Source organism: Microcoleus sp. B4-C2 (assembly GCF_036705265.1).
Classification (GTDB): domain Bacteria; phylum Cyanobacteriota; class Cyanobacteriia; order Cyanobacteriales; family Microcoleaceae; genus Microcoleus.
The window spans coordinates 1-20,216 of the sequence record NZ_JAUBUB010000069.1; the positions used below are offsets into that span (position 1 = coordinate 1).

The 20,216-nt window shown below is 44.7% G+C and carries 16 protein-coding genes; 10 read left to right on the plus strand and 6 right to left on the minus strand.

Annotated features, from left to right (window positions below):
* Positions 1-76: 76 nt before the first annotated feature.
* Positions 77-2,266: a tetratricopeptide repeat protein gene (locus QUB20_RS19265; protein ID WP_333248468.1), complete on the minus strand. Its 2,190-nt coding sequence runs from the start codon at positions 2,264-2,266 to the stop codon at positions 77-79.
* A gap of 153 nt (positions 2,267-2,419) precedes the next feature.
* Complete coding sequence (locus QUB20_RS19270) at positions 2,420-4,618, minus strand: tetratricopeptide repeat protein (RefSeq protein WP_333248466.1); 2,199 nt, start codon at positions 4,616-4,618, stop codon at positions 2,420-2,422.
* Positions 4,619-4,979: 361 nt separating this feature from the next.
* Between QUB20_RS19270 and QUB20_RS19275 the strand changes: the two genes are divergently transcribed.
* Together QUB20_RS19275 and mnmE are read left to right on the plus strand one after the other, a co-directional pair.
* Positions 4,980-5,189: a hypothetical protein gene (locus tag QUB20_RS19275; RefSeq protein WP_333248463.1), complete on the plus strand. Its 210-nt coding sequence runs from the start codon at positions 4,980-4,982 to the stop codon at positions 5,187-5,189.
* 129 nt (positions 5,190-5,318) lie between these two features.
* A complete protein-coding gene (gene mnmE / locus QUB20_RS19280) occupies positions 5,319-6,704 on the plus strand; it encodes a tRNA uridine-5-carboxymethylaminomethyl(34) synthesis GTPase MnmE (RefSeq protein ID WP_333248461.1) in 1,386 nt (461 codons plus the stop codon).
* A gap of 378 nt (positions 6,705-7,082) precedes the next feature.
* On the opposite strand, the gene QUB20_RS19285 is transcribed toward mnmE, so the two are convergent.
* On the minus strand, positions 7,083-8,621 hold the full coding sequence (locus QUB20_RS19285) for a SagB/ThcOx family dehydrogenase (RefSeq protein ID WP_333248459.1): 1,539 nt from the start codon (positions 8,619-8,621) through the stop codon (positions 7,083-7,085).
* A gap of 227 nt (positions 8,622-8,848) precedes the next feature.
* Here QUB20_RS19285 and QUB20_RS19290 point away from each other — a divergent pair, with 227 nt between their 5' ends.
* The 5 genes from QUB20_RS19290 (at position 8,849) to QUB20_RS19310 (ending at position 14,059) form a co-directional block, all read left to right on the plus strand.
* Entirely contained in the window at positions 8,849-9,370 is a 522-nt protein-coding gene (locus tag QUB20_RS19290; protein WP_333248457.1) for a pentapeptide repeat-containing protein, read from the plus strand.
* A gap of 313 nt (positions 9,371-9,683) precedes the next feature.
* Positions 9,684-10,016 carry a hypothetical protein gene (locus tag QUB20_RS19295; RefSeq protein ID WP_333245086.1) on the plus strand — a complete coding sequence of 111 codons (333 nt, stop codon included), beginning with the start codon at positions 9,684-9,686 and terminating at the stop codon, positions 10,014-10,016.
* Between the two features lie 33 nt (positions 10,017-10,049).
* On the plus strand, positions 10,050-12,125 hold the full coding sequence (locus QUB20_RS19300) for a dynamin family protein (protein ID WP_333248455.1): 2,076 nt from the start codon (positions 10,050-10,052) through the stop codon (positions 12,123-12,125).
* A 14-nt stretch (positions 12,126-12,139) separates the two neighbouring features.
* The gene (locus tag QUB20_RS19305) at positions 12,140-13,810 is read left to right on the plus strand and encodes a dynamin family protein (RefSeq protein WP_333248453.1); all 1,671 of its coding nucleotides are present in this window, start codon (positions 12,140-12,142) and stop codon (positions 13,808-13,810) included.
* Positions 13,811-13,864: 54 nt separating this feature from the next.
* Complete coding sequence (locus QUB20_RS19310; RefSeq protein WP_333291579.1) at positions 13,865-14,059, plus strand: hypothetical protein; 195 nt, start codon at positions 13,865-13,867, stop codon at positions 14,057-14,059.
* A gap of 6 nt (positions 14,060-14,065) precedes the next feature.
* On the opposite strand, the gene QUB20_RS19315 is transcribed toward QUB20_RS19310, so the two are convergent.
* Entirely contained in the window at positions 14,066-15,358 is a 1,293-nt protein-coding gene (locus tag QUB20_RS19315; RefSeq protein ID WP_333248449.1) for an endonuclease/exonuclease/phosphatase family protein, read from the minus strand.
* A gap of 145 nt (positions 15,359-15,503) precedes the next feature.
* Entirely contained in the window at positions 15,504-16,007 is a 504-nt protein-coding gene (gene gloA2 / locus QUB20_RS19320) for an SMU1112c/YaeR family gloxylase I-like metalloprotein (RefSeq protein WP_333248447.1), read from the minus strand.
* On the opposite strand from gloA2, the gene QUB20_RS19325 reads away from it, so the two are divergent.
* The 3 genes from QUB20_RS19325 to QUB20_RS19335 all read left to right on the plus strand — a co-directional run bounded on the left by QUB20_RS19325 (position 15,965) and on the right by QUB20_RS19335 (position 18,331).
* Complete coding sequence (locus QUB20_RS19325; protein WP_333291581.1) at positions 15,965-16,147, plus strand: hypothetical protein; 183 nt, start codon at positions 15,965-15,967, stop codon at positions 16,145-16,147. The two genes, gloA2 and QUB20_RS19325, sit on opposite strands and share 43 nt — an antisense overlap.
* A 40-nt stretch (positions 16,148-16,187) precedes the next feature.
* Positions 16,188-17,237, plus strand: a complete 1,050-nt coding sequence (gene ilvC, locus QUB20_RS19330) for a ketol-acid reductoisomerase (RefSeq protein WP_333057309.1) — start codon at positions 16,188-16,190, stop codon at positions 17,235-17,237.
* A gap of 971 nt (positions 17,238-18,208) precedes the next feature.
* The gene (locus QUB20_RS19335; protein ID WP_333291583.1) at positions 18,209-18,331 is read left to right on the plus strand and encodes a hypothetical protein; all 123 of its coding nucleotides are present in this window, start codon (positions 18,209-18,211) and stop codon (positions 18,329-18,331) included.
* 36 nt (positions 18,332-18,367) lie between these two features.
* Here QUB20_RS19335 and QUB20_RS19340 read toward each other — a convergent pair whose 3' ends face one another.
* Positions 18,368-20,026 (minus strand): alpha/beta hydrolase, encoded by a 1,659-nt coding sequence (locus tag QUB20_RS19340; protein WP_333248445.1) that lies wholly within the window; start codon positions 20,024-20,026, stop codon positions 18,368-18,370.
* Positions 20,027-20,216: the final 190 nt, after the last annotated feature.

Genomic DNA, 20,216 nt, shown 5'->3' on the forward strand with positions numbered 1-20,216 from the left:
TTTATCCGTGGGGTCAATGCTTCAATTCTTTAATCTAAAATCTAAAATCTAAAATCTAAAATCTAAAATCGATTGACTACTTGAGTTTTTCAATCTCAAATTGTGCATCTTTGTAACCGCCAGTAAGTCCTTGATCGAGAAACATTTTGCCCGCTTTTTCTAAATCGCTAATGGCTCCTGCTTTGTCTCCCAAGGAGCTACGAACCATGCCTCTACCGTAGTAAGCAGCCGCATAATTCGGGCTGATCCGAATAGCTTGCACGTAATCTGCGATCGCACTATTGTAATTCTTTAACTCCTGATAAATCTTAGCCCGATTGGCGTAAGCTTCAGCATTGTTGGGATTGAACCCGATTGCTGATGTAAAATCTGCGATCGCCCCCTGGGCGTCACCCCCGGCGCTGCGAGCTAAACCGCGATTGTTAAAAGCATTAAAATCATTCGGATTCACTGTCAGCGCTTGAGTGCAATCGGCAATTGCTTTGGGATAATCCTTCAAATTTAAATAAGCAATGCAGCGATTGTTGTAAGGAACCCCATCCTCCTCGCTTAGCGAAATTGCCTGAGTACAATCGTCAATTGCCGCTTGATGCGCTCCTAAATTCAACTGGGTGCTACAACGATTAGCGTAAGCATCTCCACTCTTGGGATCGATCGCAATTACCTGAGAATAATCCGCCAAAGCTCCCTGATAATCTCCTAGGTGAAAGCGAGCTCTCCCCCGACTGTAAAAAGCATCAACATTCTTAGCATCAAGTTTAATTGCCTCAGTATAATCTCCAATCCCCCCCTGCAAATCGCCGCTCCCAGCACGAGCCAGCCCCCGCGAATGATAAGCTTTAACCAGGTTCGGCTGCAACCGAATTACTTCATTAAAATCCTGAATAGCCATCTTGTAATCTTGCAGTTCTAAATAAGCAACTCCTCTTTCATAATATGTATCAGCATCCTTGGGCTGGAGATTCAGAGCTTGAGTGTAATCCTCAATCGCCCCGCGCGTGTCGTTAAAATCGTGACGGGCTAGGCCGCGGTTAAAATAAGCCTGAACATATTTAGGATTGAGAGCGATCGCCTGAGAATAATCTGCAATTGCTTCTTGATATTTTTGTAAATCATAATTAGCATTACCGCGCTGGTAAAAACTCTCAGCATTTTTAGGATTCAATTGAATTGACTTATTAAAAGCCTGCAAAGCTGCATCCGCATCTTTATTTCGAGACTTTTCCACTCCCTGTTCGTAATATTCCTGAGCTTTAATCGGATTCGGGCGGCGCCAGTAACTAAACAGAAATATCAGAACTATTGCCGCCCCGACGCCTGCCAAAATCAGCAACCAAAATCGACTTCCCAAACGTGACGAAAAACTATCAGAAGAAACTAAGGTGGGAGCCATACTTTTCTTGTGAGCCGGATTCATCGGTTCTTGGCGGTGTCTCAACTTGCTCAGAGCTAGCAAAACTTCATCCGCAGATTGATAGCGCTTGGCAAATTGGTGACAGACCATTTTATCAATTATATTGGCTAATCCCACAGAACATTGAGCTCGGTTTCGCCAAACAATTTCCCCGGTATGAGAAGGACTCGGATCTTGCAATTTTGGCAAATCCGTACCGGGTAAACCAGTGATAGCTTGGACTGCCATCATCCCGACTGCATAGAGGTCACTGCTAAATTGCGGGTTGCCTTGAAATTGTTCGATCGGCATATAAGCCGGAGTACCAGTAGCAATGGTGCGCGGAAATTCGGTATCGTAGTCACTGACGTGACTTGCAACTTCTTTAACCGAACCAAAGTCAATTAAAACTAATTTGCCGTCTGGTTTGCGGCGGATTAAGTTGGAGGGATTAACATCGCGGTGAATCACTCCCTGAGAGTGTACGAAAGCGAGAACTTGTAACACTTCTTGCAACAGATCCAGCACTCGTTCTTCTCGCCAAGGTTGACCGGCCACAATTTCCCTATTTAGGGCGTGTCCGGGGACAAACTCTTCAACGAGGTAGAATTGATTCGCTTCTTCAAAATAAGCTAGTAAAAATGGAATTTGATCGTGTTTTCCCAGCTTTTCTAATATTTCTGCTTCTTGTTTAAATAAGCGATAAGCTGTTTTGAGAACTGTGGAAGTGTTGCTGGGAGGGCGCAGTTGTTTGACTACACATTGAGGATGGCCCGGTCGGCGAGTATCGACAGCTAAATAAGTCTGTCCAAAAGCTCCTGAACTGAGAATTTGCACTACGCGATAACGCCTGTCTAAAAGTTGACCAACCATGTTCATATCTATAATTTAGAATTGGTAACGGGGAATTGGTAATTGGTAATTGGTAATTGGTAATTGGTAATTTTGCTTTCTTGTTTCTTCCTTTTTTCTTCTCCCTTCTGCCTTTTTTCTGCTTTTTTTAACATCTGAATGGTGACTAATAGTTTATTTAGGGTCGTTGATTTGTGATTGTGCGTTTTGGAAACCATCGGCTCTTCCTTGTTCTAGAAAGAGGGTTGCAGCTTTCTGAAAATCCTCGATCGCCCCAGCACGGTCTTTGAGTTGGCGGCGGACGAGGCCTCGGCTGTAAAAAGCGCTAGCATTGTTGGGGTTGAGCCGCAGTGAGTGAGCGAAATCCTCAACCGCTAAAGGGTAATTTTTTAGTTCTGAGTAAATAGTACCGCGATTGCTGTAAGCTACTGCATCGCTAGGATTGAGTCGAATTGCTTGAGTAAAATCTTCTAAAGCTCCCTGCTTGTCTCCCGAAGCCGATCGAGCTAATCCTCGATTGCTGTATGCTTTGGGATTGTTGCCGTTGAGTCCGATCGTCAAACTGCAATCTTCGCTGGCCTTTTGATATTGTTTTAAATTCAGATAAGCAATGCAGCGGTTGTTGTAAGCTGCTTCATCTTTGGGATCGAGGCGAATTCCTTCGGTGCAATCTGCAATCGCTTTGTCGTAGGTGGCCAAATTCAAGTAAGCGCTGCACCGATTGGTATAAGCATCAGCGAGATCTGGTTGGAATTCGATCGCCTTAGTATAATCTTCCATCGCTCCTTGATAATCTGCCAGATTAAATCTCGCTCGACCACGACTGTAGTATACGCCAGCTTGTTTGGGGCTAATTTGAAGGGCTTGAGTAAAATCTGCCATTGCTCCTGTTTTGTCGCCTGCTGCCGATCGAGCTAAACCCCGATTGCTGTAAGCTGTAGCATCGTTGGGACTGAGCCGAATTGCTTGAGTGTAGTCTTCAATTGCCTGGGGGTAGTCGCCCAAATCGTAGTAGGCTAAACCCCGCTGAGAGTATGCCTCACCGTCGCTGGGATTGAGTCGCACTACTTGGGTGAAATCTTCCACGGCCCCCCGCTTGTCCCCGATATCGAGGCGGGTCATACCTCGATTGTAGAGAGCTTTGGTGTGGCTAGGATTGACTTTAATTGCTTGCGTGTAATCCTGTATTGCTTGCTCGGTTGCGCCCATGTCGTAGCGAGCGTTTGCCCGCTTGTAGTAAGTTTCCGCATCGCTGGCATTGAGGGCGATCGCTTGAGTATAATCGGCGATCGCGCCTGTTGTGTCACCTTGCTGCGCCTTGATAACGCCGCGGGCTAACAATTCTTTTGACCTCGCCGGACTTTGACTCTGCCAAAAGTAAATTATCAGTGCAGTCAAGATTAAAGCTGCCGCTGTTGCAGCCAACAGCAGGAGTTTGGTTTGGCTTTGTCTTCGCGGTTGACTCATAGCGTCCGTGATGATTGTGGCTGGCGGCGGCTCAACCTCCAATTTTACGGCGATTTGTTTGATGTCTGCTAAAACTTCGGCTGCCTCCTGATAGCGTTCCTCGCAGTCGGGGCGCACCATTCGATCGATAATATCTGCTAGGGCAGGCGAACAAGTTGCCCGGTTTCGCCAGGGAATTTCGTTTTTGTTGTTTTTTAAGGCACTCAGTTCGTTGGGTGAGAGTCCCGTGACGGCAATCTGGGCGATCGTACCTAGAGCGTAAATGTCGCTATTGTAACGGGGGTTGCCGCTCGATTGCTCGATCGGCACGTATAACTCCTGGGCCGCCAAATCCTGTTTTTTTGCCACAGGCCGTTTAACAGAGTTCGGGGAAGTTTGCGACAACAAATGACAGTTAGCAAGTTCCGGGTTAATTTCTTTGTCTAAGCTAAAGTCTACCAATACAAATTTGCCGTCTGACTCGCGCCGTATCGCTCTGTCTGGTTGAATTCTGCGGTGAATAAAACCCTTCCCGTGTATGAACACCAAAATTTCTAATATTTCTGATAGCAGATTAATTACTTGGTCTTCATCCCAAGGTTGACCGGGTATTAGTTCTTGACTTAAAGGTGAACCGGCAATAAATTCTTCAATTAAGTATAAACTTTGATTTTCCTCAAAATACGCCAATAATTCCGGGATTTTGTCGTGTTTTCCCAATTTTTCAATTATTTCTGCGTTTCTTTGAAATAAAACTTTGACTAATTCTGGAGTTTGCGAACTTGTGCCGGGGAGTCGCATTTCTCTAACCGTGCATTGCGGATACCCAGGACGGTGAGTATCCGCTGCTAGATAAGTTTTTCCCACCTCACTTGAGTCTGTGACTTTAATGATGCGGTAACGTCTGTCTAGAAGTTGACCAATCATGCTTTGCCCTCTACCCTATCAATGTTCCATTATTGCATGAAATCAGGATAGCTCACTGTGGTGTCAAACTTTTAGCTATTGATTCCGGTGTGCCAAGCAGCCGAAGAAATCACCAGTAGTAGGACTACAGGTGCTGGCAATTTAAATGCTATCGCCCAAACTTTGAGCCTTGTCTGAATTTGAGCAGTCCTGGACGCAGTGTTAAAAGCCGAGATGCAGTATTTCCGTAAAAAAAAACAATTTCTGCGTCGAGGACTATAGCATTAAGATTAGTCCCAGTCTGCTGCCCGTATCGGTTGACTGTAGATGCAAACCATGAACTTATAGTATAATTTAGTAACCGAGCCACCGATGACTTAAAATGAACGTACAACTGGTTTACTCCCTAATTCAAGTTATCTTATCTCTCTCCGCAGACGAGCAATTAGCGATTACGGAAAAATTACTAGAAAACATCCCGTACCCTTCGACTCAGGAACTTATGCAGCTTACTCAAAGCGGTGGCGGTTTTGACTTTTTGCATGACGAACCTGATATTTACACCATACAAGATGGAGAACCTATTGCGTGAAACTAAAAAAAGTAAAAGTTAGGCATGGGAATGGAATTAAATCCTTCTGACTGAAACTAACACTTTCAAATTATTGCTATATAAATATTCTTCCTTGTTCCTTCTTCCTTCTACTTAGAGTCATTAAAAATGTCTGAATCATTAACAAAAGGAGGAACGATCGCAGCGATCGCGACTGCCATAGTTCCCCAACAAGGCAGCGTCGGCATTGTGCGAGTTTCCGGTTCCGCAGCCTTAAAAATTGCCGAAACTCTGTTTCGCGCCCCAGGAGGGCAAATTTGGGAGTCTCACCGCATTCTTTACGGTCACATCCGCCGCCCCAAAACTCAAGAATTAGTCGATGAAGCTTTATTGCTAATCATGAAAGCACCGCGTTCTTTTACTCGCGAAGATGTGGTGGAATTTCACTGTCACGGCGGCATTATGGCTGTGCAGCAAGTCTTGCAGTTGTGTTTGGAAAATGGGGCGAGATTGGCGCAACCGGGAGAGTTTTCGCTGCGGGCTTTTTTGAACGGGAGGCTGGATTTAACTCAAGCTGAAAGTATTGCAGATTTGGTGGGAGCAAAATCGCCCGCTGCTGCACAAAGTGCTTTAGCTGGTTTGCAAGGAAAATTAGCGCAGCCAATTCGCAAATTGAGAACAACTTGTTTGGACGTGCTCGCAGAAATTGAGGCGAGAATAGATTTTGAGGAAGATTTACCGCCTTTAGATGAAGCTAAAACTTGTTTGGAAATAAATCATGTTTTGGAGGAATTGTCAACAATTTTGGCGACTGCCGATCGTGGAGAATTGTTGAGAACTGGTTTAAAAGTAGCGATTGTCGGGCGACCGAATGTGGGAAAATCGAGTTTGTTGAATGCGTGGAGTAAGAGCGATCGGGCGATCGTCACGGATTTGCCCGGTACGACGCGGGATGTGGTAGAATCGCAGCTAGTTGTGGGCGGCATTCCGGTGCAGGTGCTCGATACTGCGGGCATTCGAGAAACCGAAGACAAGGTAGAAAAAATTGGCGTTGAGCGATCGCGCGCAGCAGCAAAACAAGCCGATTTAGTCTTGTTGACAATTGACGCGCAATCAGGTTGGACAGAGGGCGATTCGGAAATTTACGAACAAGTAAAGCACCGCCAGCTAATTATAATTATCAACAAAATCGACCTAGTAAAAACACTCCCCGAATTACCTTTTTCCTCTGAAATTCACCGCATAGTTACCGCAGCCGCCGCCCTCGATCGAGGCATAGAAGACTTAGAAACAGCAATATTAGATGCCGTCAGCGGGGGAAATTTGCAAGCAGCAAACTCAGACTTAGCCATCAACCAGCGGCAAGCAGCGGCGTTAACCAAAGCTAAAATTTCTCTGGAACAGTGCACGGATACTATTAGCAATAAATTGCCTTTAGATTTCTGGACAATAGATTTGCGCGGTGCAATTCAAGCATTGGGGGAAGTTACGGGCGAAGAAGTGACAGAATCAGTGCTGGACAGAATATTTAGCAGGTTTTGCATTGGCAAATAGTAATAGGAAAAAAGTAAATTAAATAGGTAAGCTGTCTCGCATTTAAGTTGTATTTTTAGGGCGGGCGGGACGCCCACCCCACAAGAATTTCACTCTTTGTGGAACACAGAATTTCACTCTTTGTGGAACAGGCATCTTGCCTGTTCTTGAGAATAGTGTAAGATGTTAAGGAATGAGAATTAAATAACTTGCATTTTTTGTAGGTTGGGTTGAGGAACGAAACCCAACAATTAAGCGTGGCGTTGGGTTTCGTTCCTCAACCCAACCTACGGAAGTTATTTAATCCACGATCCTAATTTCCTCAAACTTGACTGTAAAATTTAGATGCGCCTGGGCTTAGTGAAGCAATACTACTGACAAATAACAACTAACTCATTCTCACGATCGAGGTCTTCCCAGACTTGTAATATAAAGCACAGCCTCACCCGCAGGAATACCGAGAACGTCATTAACCCGATCGTCAAAAAAGCCCCCGATACCGCTGACACCCAAACGCAGTTGCATAGCTGCTAAATTCAACCGCTGGCCCAAATGACCCGCGTCCATGTGCAAATAGCGGTAAACTCGATCGCCATATTTTGCTACAGCCCTGTTCAAATCCGCCGTGTGAAATAACAGCGCCCCCGCATCTCTGCCCAAATCTTGCCCCAAGCACAAAAAATGCAATTCCCTGCGGAAATTTTTAAACCGAATTTGCCGCAATTCTTGAGCTTTCGGAGCGTAATAGTAACAGCCTTCTTCTAACCCATGCACTCCCGAAACAGCAATAAAAGTCTCGATCAAACTTAGATCAAAATAGTCTGGATTACCGTCTAATCCTTGGTCGATATAGTGCTGCGGCTGGTAAGTAAAATCGAGCATAGCTAGCAGTTCGCCCAAGCTCAAAGAAGCACCTGTATAAGCACGGGTCGAACGCCTTTTGAGCATAGTGTTTTCTAAAGTTTCCAGGTTCACTCCCCAAGGAATCGAAGGAGTGACAGTCGAAACTTTAGTACAAAATGGAAAGTTGTATTTATCCTCTAATTCCCCTTCACTTTCATCAAGTTTCCAGCCATCAGATCCGGTAGGGTCTGATTCTAAATGCGTGGCTTTGTGAAGGTATTTTAACAGTTGACCTTCGGAAATTTTCGGGTAATCTGTCGTGCTATTACCGGGCAAAGCTGTTTTAAATTTAGGCAAGTTTTGGTCAATATCTAGCAAGTCGGCTAAAGCAACTACACAAATCGCTCCTTCTTGCTCCGAGTCGATGTACAGTAATTCATTGACAGCTTCGTCGGCGAATCCTCCAATCAGGTGAGGTCGGTAATCGTTGACGGCGCAAGCTAACTCAATATTACTCAATAAATGGCCGGTGTCTAGAAAAATTCGCCGATAAGCTCGGTCTTCATAACGCCAAGAAGAACGGAAAAAAACAGTGGTAATGGCGATCGCCAATTGGGTATTTTCTAGCGCTGGCGACTGGAAACAAGCTGCTTGCAATGATGGCCAAACTTGACTGTCCCAAAAATGAACAAGTGAATGAGTTCTGCACTGATAATTGTAGAGTCCGGCCGGCAACTGGGCAGTGCCACGAGAGATTAAATAAACCTCTGCTGGGTAGAGTCCACCCGCCGACGGTGCAGATCGCAAATACAGGTAGCTGTCGTCTACCGTCTGCACTTTCGCCGTCAACCCGTAGCTGCACAGCAACAAGCTAGATAACCGATGCCACCAAGCGGCATCGGGATCGGCATCGGCATCCTCTGAGGGGTCTTTTAGATAAGGCTTGAGGTCAAAATACGCTCCAATTTTATATTCTTTGAAAGGAACAGGTTGCTCTGTCCAATCTAGCTGTTTGCTTTTAGCAGCAATGGTTTCAGGATCGTATTTGGTGCGTTCGTGGTAGTGCTGAGCAATGGAGAGAGGAAGTTCTGGCATATTTCAGTAGAGGATTGGCTTTGGTTTCTCGATCGATCTTGACATTACTAACCGCTTACTGGTTGAGCAAGGCAGAAATTTACAAATATAAAAAAAATCTTAGAAAAAATGCGACTGTTGTTACACAAGCTTAACATAATAAGAGTCATAAGTATAAATACGCAGAATAATAACCATTAATTACTGTTATGGATTGGCTGCAGTAGCTGTCGTCATGAGGAATGAAAATGCAAAAGCTAAGCGCTGAGGAATTGCTTGCTCAGTATGCTGAGGGCGAGCGAAACTTTAACGCCGTTGACTTAAGTGAACACAACTTGTTTCAAGCAGATTTGACAGAAATCAATCTTTCTGGTAGCGTTCTGAGGCGAGCTTATTTGCCCTACGGAAACTTGACTCAAGCTAATCTTTATAAAACTGATTTGCAAGATGCTGAATTGGGCGACATTCAACTTTATCAAGCTAACTTGTCGGAAGCAACTTTATCAAGAGCCAACTTATCAAGAGCAAATTTGCGTCACGCCAATTTGCAAGGTGCTAATTTGCAGAAAGCCAATTTGCAAGGTGCGGATTTGTACAATGCAGATTTGACGAATGCCGATTTGAGATATGCGGATTTGAGCCGAGCTAATTTGGAGAAAGCAAAGTTAACCAAAGCTCTATTAGCGGGCTGCAACTTATTTCGATCGCGCTCGGTTGATTTGTCGGAAGCTGAGTGCGATCGCACTACTATCGGCCCCGAAGGCTATTGATGATTGGCAGCGGCTAATCTAGGGCGTAGGGCGATCGGCTTAATTAGTCGTGAAGCGTAAGCTGTTCTACATTTAAATTGTCTGTTAAAAAACAATTCCCCGTCTTGTGGGGTGGGGTGGGCGTCCCGCCCGCCCTGAATATACAATTTAAATGCGCGACAGCGTAGCTATCCCGTAGGGAATCGCCCTTTTTAAAATTTCTTAACATTTCTCGACACGCCGGAAAAGGTGAGTTACAGTCGTAGAGAACTTATCGCTCCGCAACATTGACAATAAATAACACATTTTTTCAGCTAAAAACAGGCTAAAATTTATGAATTCTCCAGACAACAAATCCAGAGAACTCCGGCGCAAAGAACAAGAACTGCGGAAGCGCGAACAAGAAATTCGGCTCCGCGAACTAGAAGCCGAAATTGACCGTTCAGTGCCCGAACATCTAACAAGCAAGTACCAAGAACCCGACAGCCAAGTTAACGGCAAACTCAAACAGTGGCGCAGAAAAATTATAGCAGCCGCTCAATTTACAGGCATTGTCATTGCTGTTATCGTTGCAGTTCGCATAGCATCTTGGCTGGCAGCCGCGCTGATAGTGGGAGGCATTGCTTTCATAGCTTACAAAATGTTTATTGAAGAAGACAAAAGTTGAGAATTTCAAGCAGGAAACTATCAGGAAATACCCATGAACCTTAAAGTAGAAACTAGCAACTTTCTCAACGATTTAGAGCGAGTAGCCGCCGTCCGCCGAGAAATTGCCACTCGCCTCAGCAACATCGCCACAGCCATCAACCAATCAGAATTAGCAGGAGGAGAAGCATCGGGAAAACTCGGTTTAGAAACAGACAACGCCGACATTGATATCGCCAGTAAAAACTTGCGCCAAGGAGTCTTTCGGCTGCTAGTGCTAGGCGACATGAAACGCGGTAAAAGCACTTTTCTCAATGCGTTAATCGGCGAAAACTTACTGCCCAGCGACGTAAACCCCTGTACAGCTTTGCTGACGATTTTGCGCTACGGTTCAGAAAAAAAAGTCACCGTTTATTTCAATGACGGCAAAAGCCCAAAACAGCTAGATTTTAAAAGTTTTAAACAGAACTACACAATTGACCCCGCTGAGGCAAAACGCTTAGAAGAAGAAAAGAAACCAGCATTTCCAGATATCGATTGCGCCGTAGTAGAATATCCCTTACCTTTGCTAGAAAAAGGCATAGAAATAGTAGACAGTCCCGGACTGAACGATACAGAAGCCCGGAATGAATTATCTCTCGGTTACATCAACAACTGCCACGCTATTTTATTTGTACTTAGAGCCACTCAGCCTTGCACAATGGGCGAAAGACGCTATCTAGAAAATTACATCAAAAATCGCGGATTGAGCATTTTCTTCCTGATAAATGCTTGGGATCAGGTGCGGGAAAGTTTGATTGACCCGGATGATCCTGAAGAATTGGCAGAAGCAGAAGGGAAACTGCGGCGGGTTTTTCAAGCTAATTTGGCTGAATATTGTTTAACAGAAGGCCACGACATTTACGACGAGCGAGTGTTTGCAATTACCTCAATTAAGGCGCTCAGATTGCGGATGAAAAACCCGGATGCGGATTTGACAGGAACTGGTTTTCCAGAGTTTATGGCGGCACTAAATACGTTTTTGACCCAGGAAAGAGCGATTTCGGAATTGCGTCCGGCGAGGACTTTGGCGCGTCAAATTTCTGCTCGTGTCCGCGAAACTGTTGGGCGCAGATTACCATTACTCGATCGCGATGTCAATGAGTTGAAGGAAAAGATTAATTCAGTTGAGCCGGAGTTTAAAAAGCTGACTCAGATTCGCGATGAATTTCAACAAGAAATTATCGAAGTTAGAGATAGTAAATCGCGGGCGATCGCAGATTCTTTCCGCACCTACGTTCTCAACTTAGAAAATACCTTTGAAACAGATTTCTTACGGTATCAACCTGAACTGAGATTTCTGGATTTCTTCAGCCAAGGCAAGCGAGAAGCTTTTGAAGCATCGCTCAAACGAGCATTCGAGCAGTACATCAATGACAAACTAGCAGCTTGGACTCTCACGGCCGAACAAGAGATGAATTCAGCATTTTCGCAACTCTCGAAAAGTGCCGCAAATTACGGAGCATCTTACACGAAAGTGACTGAAAAAATCACCGAAAAACTAACGGGACAAAAAATACCAGCAGCAGTCAGCAACTCGAACGAAGATAACTCGCCCAGTTGGGCAAAATGGGCGATGGGATTGTTCTCGTTAACGACCGGAAATCTGGCAGGCGTAGCAATGGCAGGAGCAGGTTTTGATTGGAAAAATATCCTGCTAAACTTAATTACTGTGTTGAGCGTCAGTACGATTCTTGCTAGTTTGACGGGGATTGTTTTGGGGCCGCTGTACTTGGCTTTGTTGGGGATGGGTGTTGGGGTTTTGCAAGCAGACGGAGCTCATAAACAGTTGGTGAAAGCGGCGAAAAAAGAGCTAGTTAAATATCTGCCGCAGGTGGCTCAAGAGCAGTGGCAGCCGATTCACGATGCTGTGAAAGAGTGTTTTGATGTTTACGGACGAGAAGTGGGCGATCGCATGAATGGTGATATCAATTCTCGGAAAGCTGAGTTAGATAATTTGCTGGAACAAAAGGAATCTCGCGAGATTAATTGTCAGGCTGAATCGCAGCGGTTGAAAAAATTGGAGGCTGATGTTTCTGCCGAGTCGCAGAGTATCGAATCGCTATATCAAGCTTTCCTAGCATCCGCTTGAAATAAAACAACAATATGCAACAACCCGAAATTTATCAATACCTCACCGACAATCTCAAATCAGCACTCGGTATTCTCGAACTTGACAAAAACTCCCAACTGTATCGAGATACTACCTCAATCTGCGACTATCTCGCCAAACCAACTTTTCAAATTGCTGTCTTTGGCCCGTTTAATTACGGCAAGTCAACTTTGCTGAATGCAATGCTTGGAAATCGGGCTTTGCCGATCGACCTTGTGCCTACTACAGGTGCTGCCATTTATGTCAACTACGGCGAGGAATTGCACGCAAAAATTACCCTCAAAGACGGCACGGAAATTAGCGAACCTGGGACTGATGTTTTGAAACGCTACGCTATCCTTGACGACGCGAGACAAATGCGGGATGATGTGGCGGCCGTTAATGTTTACTGTCCCCATCCATTCCTGAAAACAGGTGTGGAATTGCTGGATTTGCCGGGAACCAATGACCGCGAAGAACAGGATAATTTGGTTCGGGATAAATTGCTAACGGCTGATTTGGTTGTGCAGGTTTTAGATGCTCGCAAATTGATGACTTTAGGGGAACGGGAGAACTTGAGAGATTGGTTGAGCGATCGCAACATCAACACTGTCGTCTTTGTTGCCAATTTTCTCAATCTACTCGAACCAGACGACCAAAAACAAGTTTACAATCGGTTGTTGTTTGTTGCCGAAAGTTTTCGCTCCAATTTGCCGAACAATATCAGCAATATCTACCGCGTCGATGCTTTGCCGGCGTTGAGGGCGAGGCTGAAAGGAGATGTGGCGGCCGCCCAAACTACAGGAATTGCCAGCTTTGAATCGGCTTTGCAAAGTATTGTGGCAGATCAACAGGAACAACTAGCAGTTAAGTTGCCCAGAATTGAAGCTATAGCTACTAAAATTTGCCAATCTCTCCGAGCCAAAGCTGAAACTGTCACCGCAGAAATAGCCACAGCTCAAAAAAAGCACAAAGACAAAATTGAAATTAAACAAAAAGCCGAAAAACTGATATCAAAAGGCTTTCAAGCCAGCGTTTCCGACTTCGAGATTTGGCTTTACCAGCCCACACTTTTGCAGCGGTATCAATCGGAAATGGCGCTGTCGCTTCAGGAAGGAAGTTTTGATGCGTGGAAGCTAAAATTTCAGCGAGAGGCGTTACATCAGCAGCAAACCATCGCAGAATGGGTAAATAAAGCTTGCGAATTCTTTGATAAAGAACAGCCGATCGCCCTTTTGATTTCCTTTCCTCCATCCCCGCAAGTCAGCTTACCGGAACCCCCACCACCTCCAGCTCAAAAGTCGATCGAGGGCGAAGTGACTCCTGTGGCGATCGCCACAGGCTTAGGTTGGCTATTGGGCGGGCCCGTGGGAGCCGCAGTAGTCGGCGGTGCTAGCTATATTTTGAATAAAAGAACTGGGAATGAAAAGCCACCTGAGTCGTCAGAAGCTTATCTAAATCAAGTAACGGAAATTTGCAGCGATGCTGCTAAAAACTATCTCGCTCGCTTCAGTACCGATACTTTTTCCATGCTGCAACACTACAAGGAAATCGCCGGAAAAGTTATCTGTTTTCAAGACAGCAAAGAGCCATTTAATATGAATGTTCAACAGTACCAGTTACAGTTAGTAAATAATTTAATCGAGAACTTAGAAGCACAATTGGATAGAATAAAAGTTATATAATTTGAGCTTTTAGATTGGTTTCATGGCACTGTCAAATCATCAAGAACAGGCAAGATGCCTGTTCCACAAAAATTCAGTTTTATTGTGGGAAGAACAGGCAAGATGCCTGTTCCACAACAATTCAGTTTTATTGTGGGAAGAACAGGCAAGATGCCTGTTCCACAAAAATTCAGTTTTATTGTGGAACGGGCATCTTGCCCGTTCCTAAAAATAATGAAACATCGGAGTTCTAATCAGTTACTGCTTTAACTTCCTTCAAATGACCAAATCTGTAATTAACGGCAAATGATCCGAACCGACATTGCGGCCAGTACGAATCTTCAACACACCAATTTCTTTGCTGACTAGAAAGTGATCGATCGGAATATAAGCCAGCGGCATAAAAGTCGGCCAAGTCGGTAAAATGCCAAAACCCGATCGCGCATTTCGCAAATTTCCGGTTTTTACCATATTTTTGTAGAATGGCGACCACATTGTGGTATTTAAATCTCCAACCACAATCAGCGGATTTTTTACTTGGGCTGCATACTCGCCGATGCCTGCTAGCTGTTGGTTGCGATCGATAAAACTCTCCTGTTTGACTGGCACAGTCGGATGAGCAAGAATCAGAGAAATGATTTTACCTTGAAATTTAACATCCGCCGACAAGCTCTTTCTTCGATTTGAAAAGGCTTTAACCGAAGAATTTTCTAAAGGCAGCTTGCTGTATATTGCACTGCCAAATCTCTCAGATTCTTGCTGGGTAGAAGAGTAAGGAAAAATCTCGCTTAAAACCGATAACTGTTTTGCCCAAGATGAGTTGACTTCTACAAAAACCGCGATATCCGGTTGTTCTGCTTTAACCAGCGATATCACCTCAGAATATTGCCGATTACCCCTTAAAACATTTGAATGCAAAATCCGCAAGTTGTGTCCGGGAGTTGCTCCTGCAAAGGCGGGGGCTGGAAAGTACCAAGGAACAATTTCCGCCAAATTAATGATAATGCAAAATGCGCTCACCAGCCACCATATTTTTTTTGAGCGCACGAGAGCGAAGAATATAAAAGTAGAGAAACCTACCAGCAGATATTGTAGTTTAAAATGAGAACTCAATTCAAAAAAAATGTTTAATTCTCCCAAATAACCGACTATTGACAATACAGCATTTACAGTTGCGGCGATAATAAACCCTTTTAAAATTACGTGCTTCAAGCTAAGGATTTTGTAGTTTCTGCTGTGCATCACCGCCCATTTGAGCTTGATTTTGAGGTCGTTGGTAATCGGCAATTTATCAATTTCTGTTACCAGTTGTTCTGGCTGTTCCAACAGTCGCCGCTTTTGATAAAATCTCACCAGCAAGCTATCTACCACAAAATAACTAAAATAATTGGCAACAAATCCTACAAATACCAACACACATAAACCGACCAGGATACCAAAGGAACCGCCGACTTTAACCAAACCCGACCAAACGGCTGCGTTACCTGTTTTACCTGTAGCTAATATGGCTATAAATAGCATTAAAGCAGGCAATCCTACCGTGATTGTGTTTCTAATGATAGAGTCCATTATACAATTTTAGATTTTAGATTTTAGATTTTAGATTTTAGATTTTAGATTTTAGATTTTAGATTGGGGATGAATGATGCAGTTTGTATAGTCAGCACTACGGGCTGGTTGACTTAATAACGGCTTGACAAAATATATAAACTCCTTAATCTTCATAAATTTCTAACGGTAAGTTGTCGGGATCTCGGAAAAATGTAAACCGTTTTTCTGTAATCTGGTCAAGGCGAATTTCTTCTACTTCTACTTGTTGAGATTTTAAGTAAGCAACTGATGATTCTATGTCTTCAACGGCAAAAGCTAAATGTCTCAAACCGCAAGCTTCAGGATTGTTAACTCTTTCAGGAGGATGGGGAAATGAGAAAAGCTCGATGGTGTCGCCGTTTCCGACTCGCAAATCTAGTTTGTAAGAATTCCTTTCGGTTCGGAAAGTTTCTTTGATAATGGAACATCCCAATACTTCTACATAAAATTTTTTTGAGGCTTCGTAATCCGAGCAAATAATCGCCACATGATGTATTGCTTTTATTTTCATCTTAAAAAAGTTAGTTAGTTTTGTTTTTCTGAGATGTTGCACCATTCTCAATAAGCTTTTTAGGAACAGGCAAGATGCCTGTTCCACAACAAAATTCACTCTTTGTGGAACAGGCATCTTGCCTGTTCTTGAGAATGGTGCAAGATGTGAGGTTTTTTCAAATGCACAGCACGCTATTGACAATTATATTTGACTCGGCGACAAACCCTGCTAAATTCAGCGCGATCTCGCTAAAATTTCCCCCGCTCAAATCTTAATTAAAAAAATTATGTAAAAAAAGTACCCTACTTTGATAAAATGAGAGTTTTGCAGTCAATCACCCAATTTGCATCTCAGGAGACAAGGATTATGGCCCGTATGTATTACGACACCGACGCGAACCTAGACCTCTTAGCCAACAAAACGATTGCTATCATCGGCTACGGTTCCCAAGGACACGCCCACGCGCTTAACCTCAAAGACAGTGGCATGAATGTCGTTGTCGGTTTGTATCCCGGTAGCAAATCTGCCGCCAAAGCAACCGACGCGGGTTTAACAGTTCACCCGGTAGACAAAGCAGCAGCCGCTGCTGACTTCATCATGATTTTATTGCCCGATGAAGTTCAAAAAACTATTTACAAAGAACAAATCGAACCGAACCTTTCTGAAGGAAATGTTTTAGCATTTGCTCACGGTTTTAACATTCACTTCGGCCAAGTTGTTCCCCCTGCCAATGTAGACGTAGTAATGGTTGCCCCCAAAGGCCCCGGACACTTGGTGCGACGGACTTACGAACAAGGGGAAGGTGTTCCGAGTTTGTTTGCAGTATATCAAGATGCTTCCGGTCAAGCGCGCGATCGGGCAATGGCCTATGCTAAAGGTATCGGCGGCACCAGAGCCGGCATCCTGGAAACCACTTTCCGCGAAGAAACAGAAACGGATCTTTTTGGCGAACAAGTAGTTTTGTGCGGCGGTTTGAGCGCCTTAATTAAAGCTGGATTTGAAACTTTAGTTGACGCCGGATATCAACCGGAATTAGCTTATTTTGAATGTTTGCACGAAGTTAAACTTATCGTTGACTTAGTAGTAGAAGGAGGCCTCGCCAAAATGCGCGACAGCATCTCCAATACCGCAGAATACGGCGATTTAACTCGCGGCCCCCGCATCGTCACGGATCAAACCCGCGCCGAAATGCGTAAGATTCTCAGCGAAATTCAATCCGGTCAATTTGCCCGCGAATTCGTTCTGGAAAACCAAGCCGGCAAGCCAGGTTTTACCTCCATGCGCCGTCAGGAAGCTGAACATCCTATTGAAGAAGTTGGTAAAGATTTGCGAGCTATGTTTAGCTGGTTGAAAAAGCACGCTTAATCAATTTTAGATTTTAGATTTTAGATTTTAGATGGGAGGATCGATCTAAAATAGTCCTGGACGCATAACCTCTATCTGTAGGGTGTGCATTGCACACCTTACTGCTGGGAGGAAAATCTAATACCAATTTAATGTGAAGTTGCACATATCTCGATCCCCCTAAATCCCCCTGATTGTTGGGCGACTTTGATCGAAATCTTTTCCCCCCCTTATTAAGGGGGGCTAGGGGGGATCGGATTCTACAGGGCTTCATAAAAAATTGGTATAAAATCTCAAGTTTAATCGATTTGAGATTGGAGGAAAAATCTAAAATCCCAAATCTAAAATCGTACTGTTGGGTTTCGCTTCGCTTAACCCAACCTACAAGAAAATGGCTAAGTATTGTTAGAGAAACCGGGTTTCTCGCTGGTAGCTCAAAACTATCGACTCGGGCTAGGAGTTTTTTGCAATTTATCCAGATCCTGTTGCCTTTTCTCGTTGAAATCTCTCGGCCTCAACCAATCCGGCCACAACCCGACGAAGAACTTTCGACTGGCCACGCTACTATCTCTTACAGGTTTGGGGAGAAAAGTTAAAGTGTCACCGTAAAGGGTAAACAGGGCTGCCAACAGAATCAATAGTGGGATAAGATTTTTTTTAGGCATCGCAGTTGGGGAGTAGAGTTTGTGAAAGCGCTTGGTTATATTTTGCCCTTGCACGGACAAAAAATATCAGAAACAGCTTAAGAAGAAAATCCACCCTGGGGGCTAAGCGGCCACGCATACAGAAGGAAAGGCTGCTAGTCGTAATCTCGTTTCCGCTGACATGGGAATCATAATTTTCCCAGTGTAGTAGGAGCTTCCCGTGTGGCTCCGCGCTCTCAGGATCGACCGGGACGATCGCACTCAAGTATAATTTCGATGTCACCTTATTTGATATTACTACAAGTTTTTATCATTAGTTATTAGCTGATGACTAATGACTAATGATTAATGACTAATGATATTATGTCCCATCGATTGACGGCGATTAAAGGTCGGGGCGGGTTTACAGATTTTCCCGTTTCTATTCAATATCTTGGCGAACCCGCCCCTACAGGAATCATGGTTAATTGACCGGACATGATATGACTAATGACTAATGACTAATAACTACTTATTCCTTTGAATAAAAGTTTGCACGACGGTATTAATTTCCGGGGAAATTTCTGTTACTAGCCGCACCGGGATTGCCGATGTAGAAGCAAATTGTGCGTATTCAGGTGTTAGAAAGACTGCATATTTCTCAGCTTCAGCAGTCAGTTGAGCGGCGGTAGCCAAACTTACAGCTTTAATATAATTGCGTATGCTAACAGCTTGGTCGCCGACAAGTTCATCGCCGGTAATTACTGTGCTCGGCCTGCGAACTTGGTTTAAAGTTGTACTCGGATCTTTGACGCTTAAGTGGGTTCCTCCTACAAAACCAACTAGCCATTTAGGAGAGGGAATTTTTGGAAAGCCGGCAATTTGTTCGGCTAAGGCAGGAGTGGTTTTGTCGGCAGAAGATGCTACTATTAATGTGGGAATCTTAATTTTACTTAAGCCCGTTTCTCCAAATAATAATGATGCGATCGGATTCATGGCGATCGCCCTTTTAATCCTCCCATCCCGCAATTGATACCGTTCTTCGGGCAATCCCGCCGCCGCGCACTGAATGCCTTCGCCTAAGCTGAACCCAATCAAATCCCCCTGACACCTTTGTTTGAGTCCGCTCAATTGCAGTTCGGCGCCGGCCACGGACAAGGCTGTAGCGCCGCCGAAGGAATAACCAATTATTATCGATCGGTCGATCGCAATTTTCCCCTGCAAGTTATCATCAGTTTGGTTCAATTTTGTCAGTTCGTCGAGTACAAAACTGATGTCTTTGGGACGGTCTAAAAACTCTTGAGGAGCTAGCAACGGACACATCCCCGCCATTGCAGCATTGGTATTCGTCTCGTTACTGCCGGGATGTTCTAAAGCTGCTACCACATAGCCGTGAGACGCCAAATGCTCGGCTAAGTAGCGCAAATCCGTGCGGACGGAACCCAACCCGTGAGAAAAGACGATCGTCGGTTTGTCGGCTGTCGCAGCTCTTGACCAGTACACATCAACCGGAATAGGTCGATTGCGGGCGCTATCGTTCAAATCTAGCGCCCGTACCTGCACGACATTAGGGCCTGGTTGGGTGGGATCGAAAGGCAGCTTAAACGCGGGTTTAACCGCTGCTAACTGAGGTGCGATCGCCGCCATAAAGCGCTGAGTTTGCCAAAAACTTACGTTCATATTTCCCAAAACAGCGAAAGCTCGATCGAGATCCACCACGACCCGCGAGCTCGGATAAGATTCAATGAAACTCAATATCGATAAGCCTTCCGACGCCTTTGCTCCCTGCACCAGAGCGGCTCGCAGCGCTTCCACACCCCCACCGTCGCGCCTGGGTATGACAGTAGTCAAATCCGTCAGGATGCCAGTGCCGATGCCCGTATTTAGCAAGTTGCTCAGGCCGACTACATTTAGGGGAATTTTCGCTTGCAGCGCCCGAAAAATTTTACTCCGCTGTTCGTCAGACAAGAGATTGGCATAAGCTTGCAGTTTGGCGGGGACTTTTCCTGTTTCTGCGAGTTCGCGCAAATCCGCAACCGATATTGAAGATTCTAAAATACCTTTGCGGACAACAACCGTTTCTGCAGCTTTTACAGAGGATGTCGCGTCGCTCAAAGGGCCGATCGAAATCGAACCCAAAACACTCGCCACCGAAGAAAACCATCTGAAATTTGGTCTGATGCTCATTTTTACCTTATTGAACTAGAGGGGGTAGATCACCATATTCTCAAAATTCTCCCAGATACCGAGAAATTGTCCTAGATGCCGAGAAATTGCCTGCATCGGGGTGCGATCGGCAAAGCCTCTACGCATATTTACTGGCCGATCGCACATTCCGTACCTAAGTGCACTTCTTGTGCGAGTGCTAATGATGATG

What these genes read in the sequence shown, in the direction of transcription:
- mnmE (WP_333248461.1), top strand. Translation starts at nt 5,319, where the DNA reads ATGTCTGAATCATTAACAAAAGGAGGAACGATCGCAGCGATCGCGACT.
- QUB20_RS19270 (WP_333248466.1), bottom strand. Translation starts at nt 4,618, where the DNA reads ATGATTGGTCAACTTCTAGACAGACGTTACCGCATCATTAAAGTCACA.
- QUB20_RS19285 (WP_333248459.1), bottom strand. Translation starts at nt 8,621, where the DNA reads ATGCCAGAACTTCCTCTCTCCATTGCTCAGCACTACCACGAACGCACC.
- QUB20_RS19275 (WP_333248463.1), top strand. Translation starts at nt 4,980, where the DNA reads ATGAACGTACAACTGGTTTACTCCCTAATTCAAGTTATCTTATCTCTC.
- QUB20_RS19315 (WP_333248449.1), bottom strand. Translation starts at nt 15,358, where the DNA reads ATGGACTCTATCATTAGAAACACAATCACGGTAGGATTGCCTGCTTTA.
- gloA2 (WP_333248447.1), bottom strand. Translation starts at nt 16,007, where the DNA reads ATGCCTGTTCCACAAAGAGTGAATTTTGTTGTGGAACAGGCATCTTGC.
- QUB20_RS19295 (WP_333245086.1), top strand. Translation starts at nt 9,684, where the DNA reads ATGAATTCTCCAGACAACAAATCCAGAGAACTCCGGCGCAAAGAACAA.
- QUB20_RS19335 (WP_333291583.1), top strand. Translation starts at nt 18,209, where the DNA reads ATGACTAATGATATTATGTCCCATCGATTGACGGCGATTAAAGGTCGG.
- QUB20_RS19305 (WP_333248453.1), top strand. Translation starts at nt 12,140, where the DNA reads ATGCAACAACCCGAAATTTATCAATACCTCACCGACAATCTCAAATCA.
- QUB20_RS19310 (WP_333291579.1), top strand. Translation starts at nt 13,865, where the DNA reads ATGCCTGTTCCACAAAAATTCAGTTTTATTGTGGGAAGAACAGGCAAG.
- QUB20_RS19300 (WP_333248455.1), top strand. Translation starts at nt 10,050, where the DNA reads ATGAACCTTAAAGTAGAAACTAGCAACTTTCTCAACGATTTAGAGCGA.
- ilvC (WP_333057309.1), top strand. Translation starts at nt 16,188, where the DNA reads ATGAGAGTTTTGCAGTCAATCACCCAATTTGCATCTCAGGAGACAAGG.
- QUB20_RS19265 (WP_333248468.1), bottom strand. Translation starts at nt 2,266, where the DNA reads ATGGTTGGTCAACTTTTAGACAGGCGTTATCGCGTAGTGCAAATTCTC.
- QUB20_RS19340 (WP_333248445.1), bottom strand. Translation starts at nt 20,026, where the DNA reads ATGAGCATCAGACCAAATTTCAGATGGTTTTCTTCGGTGGCGAGTGTT.
- QUB20_RS19290 (WP_333248457.1), top strand. Translation starts at nt 8,849, where the DNA reads ATGCAAAAGCTAAGCGCTGAGGAATTGCTTGCTCAGTATGCTGAGGGC.
- QUB20_RS19325 (WP_333291581.1), top strand. Translation starts at nt 15,965, where the DNA reads ATGCCTGTTCCACAACAAAATTCACTCTTTGTGGAACAGGCATCTTGC.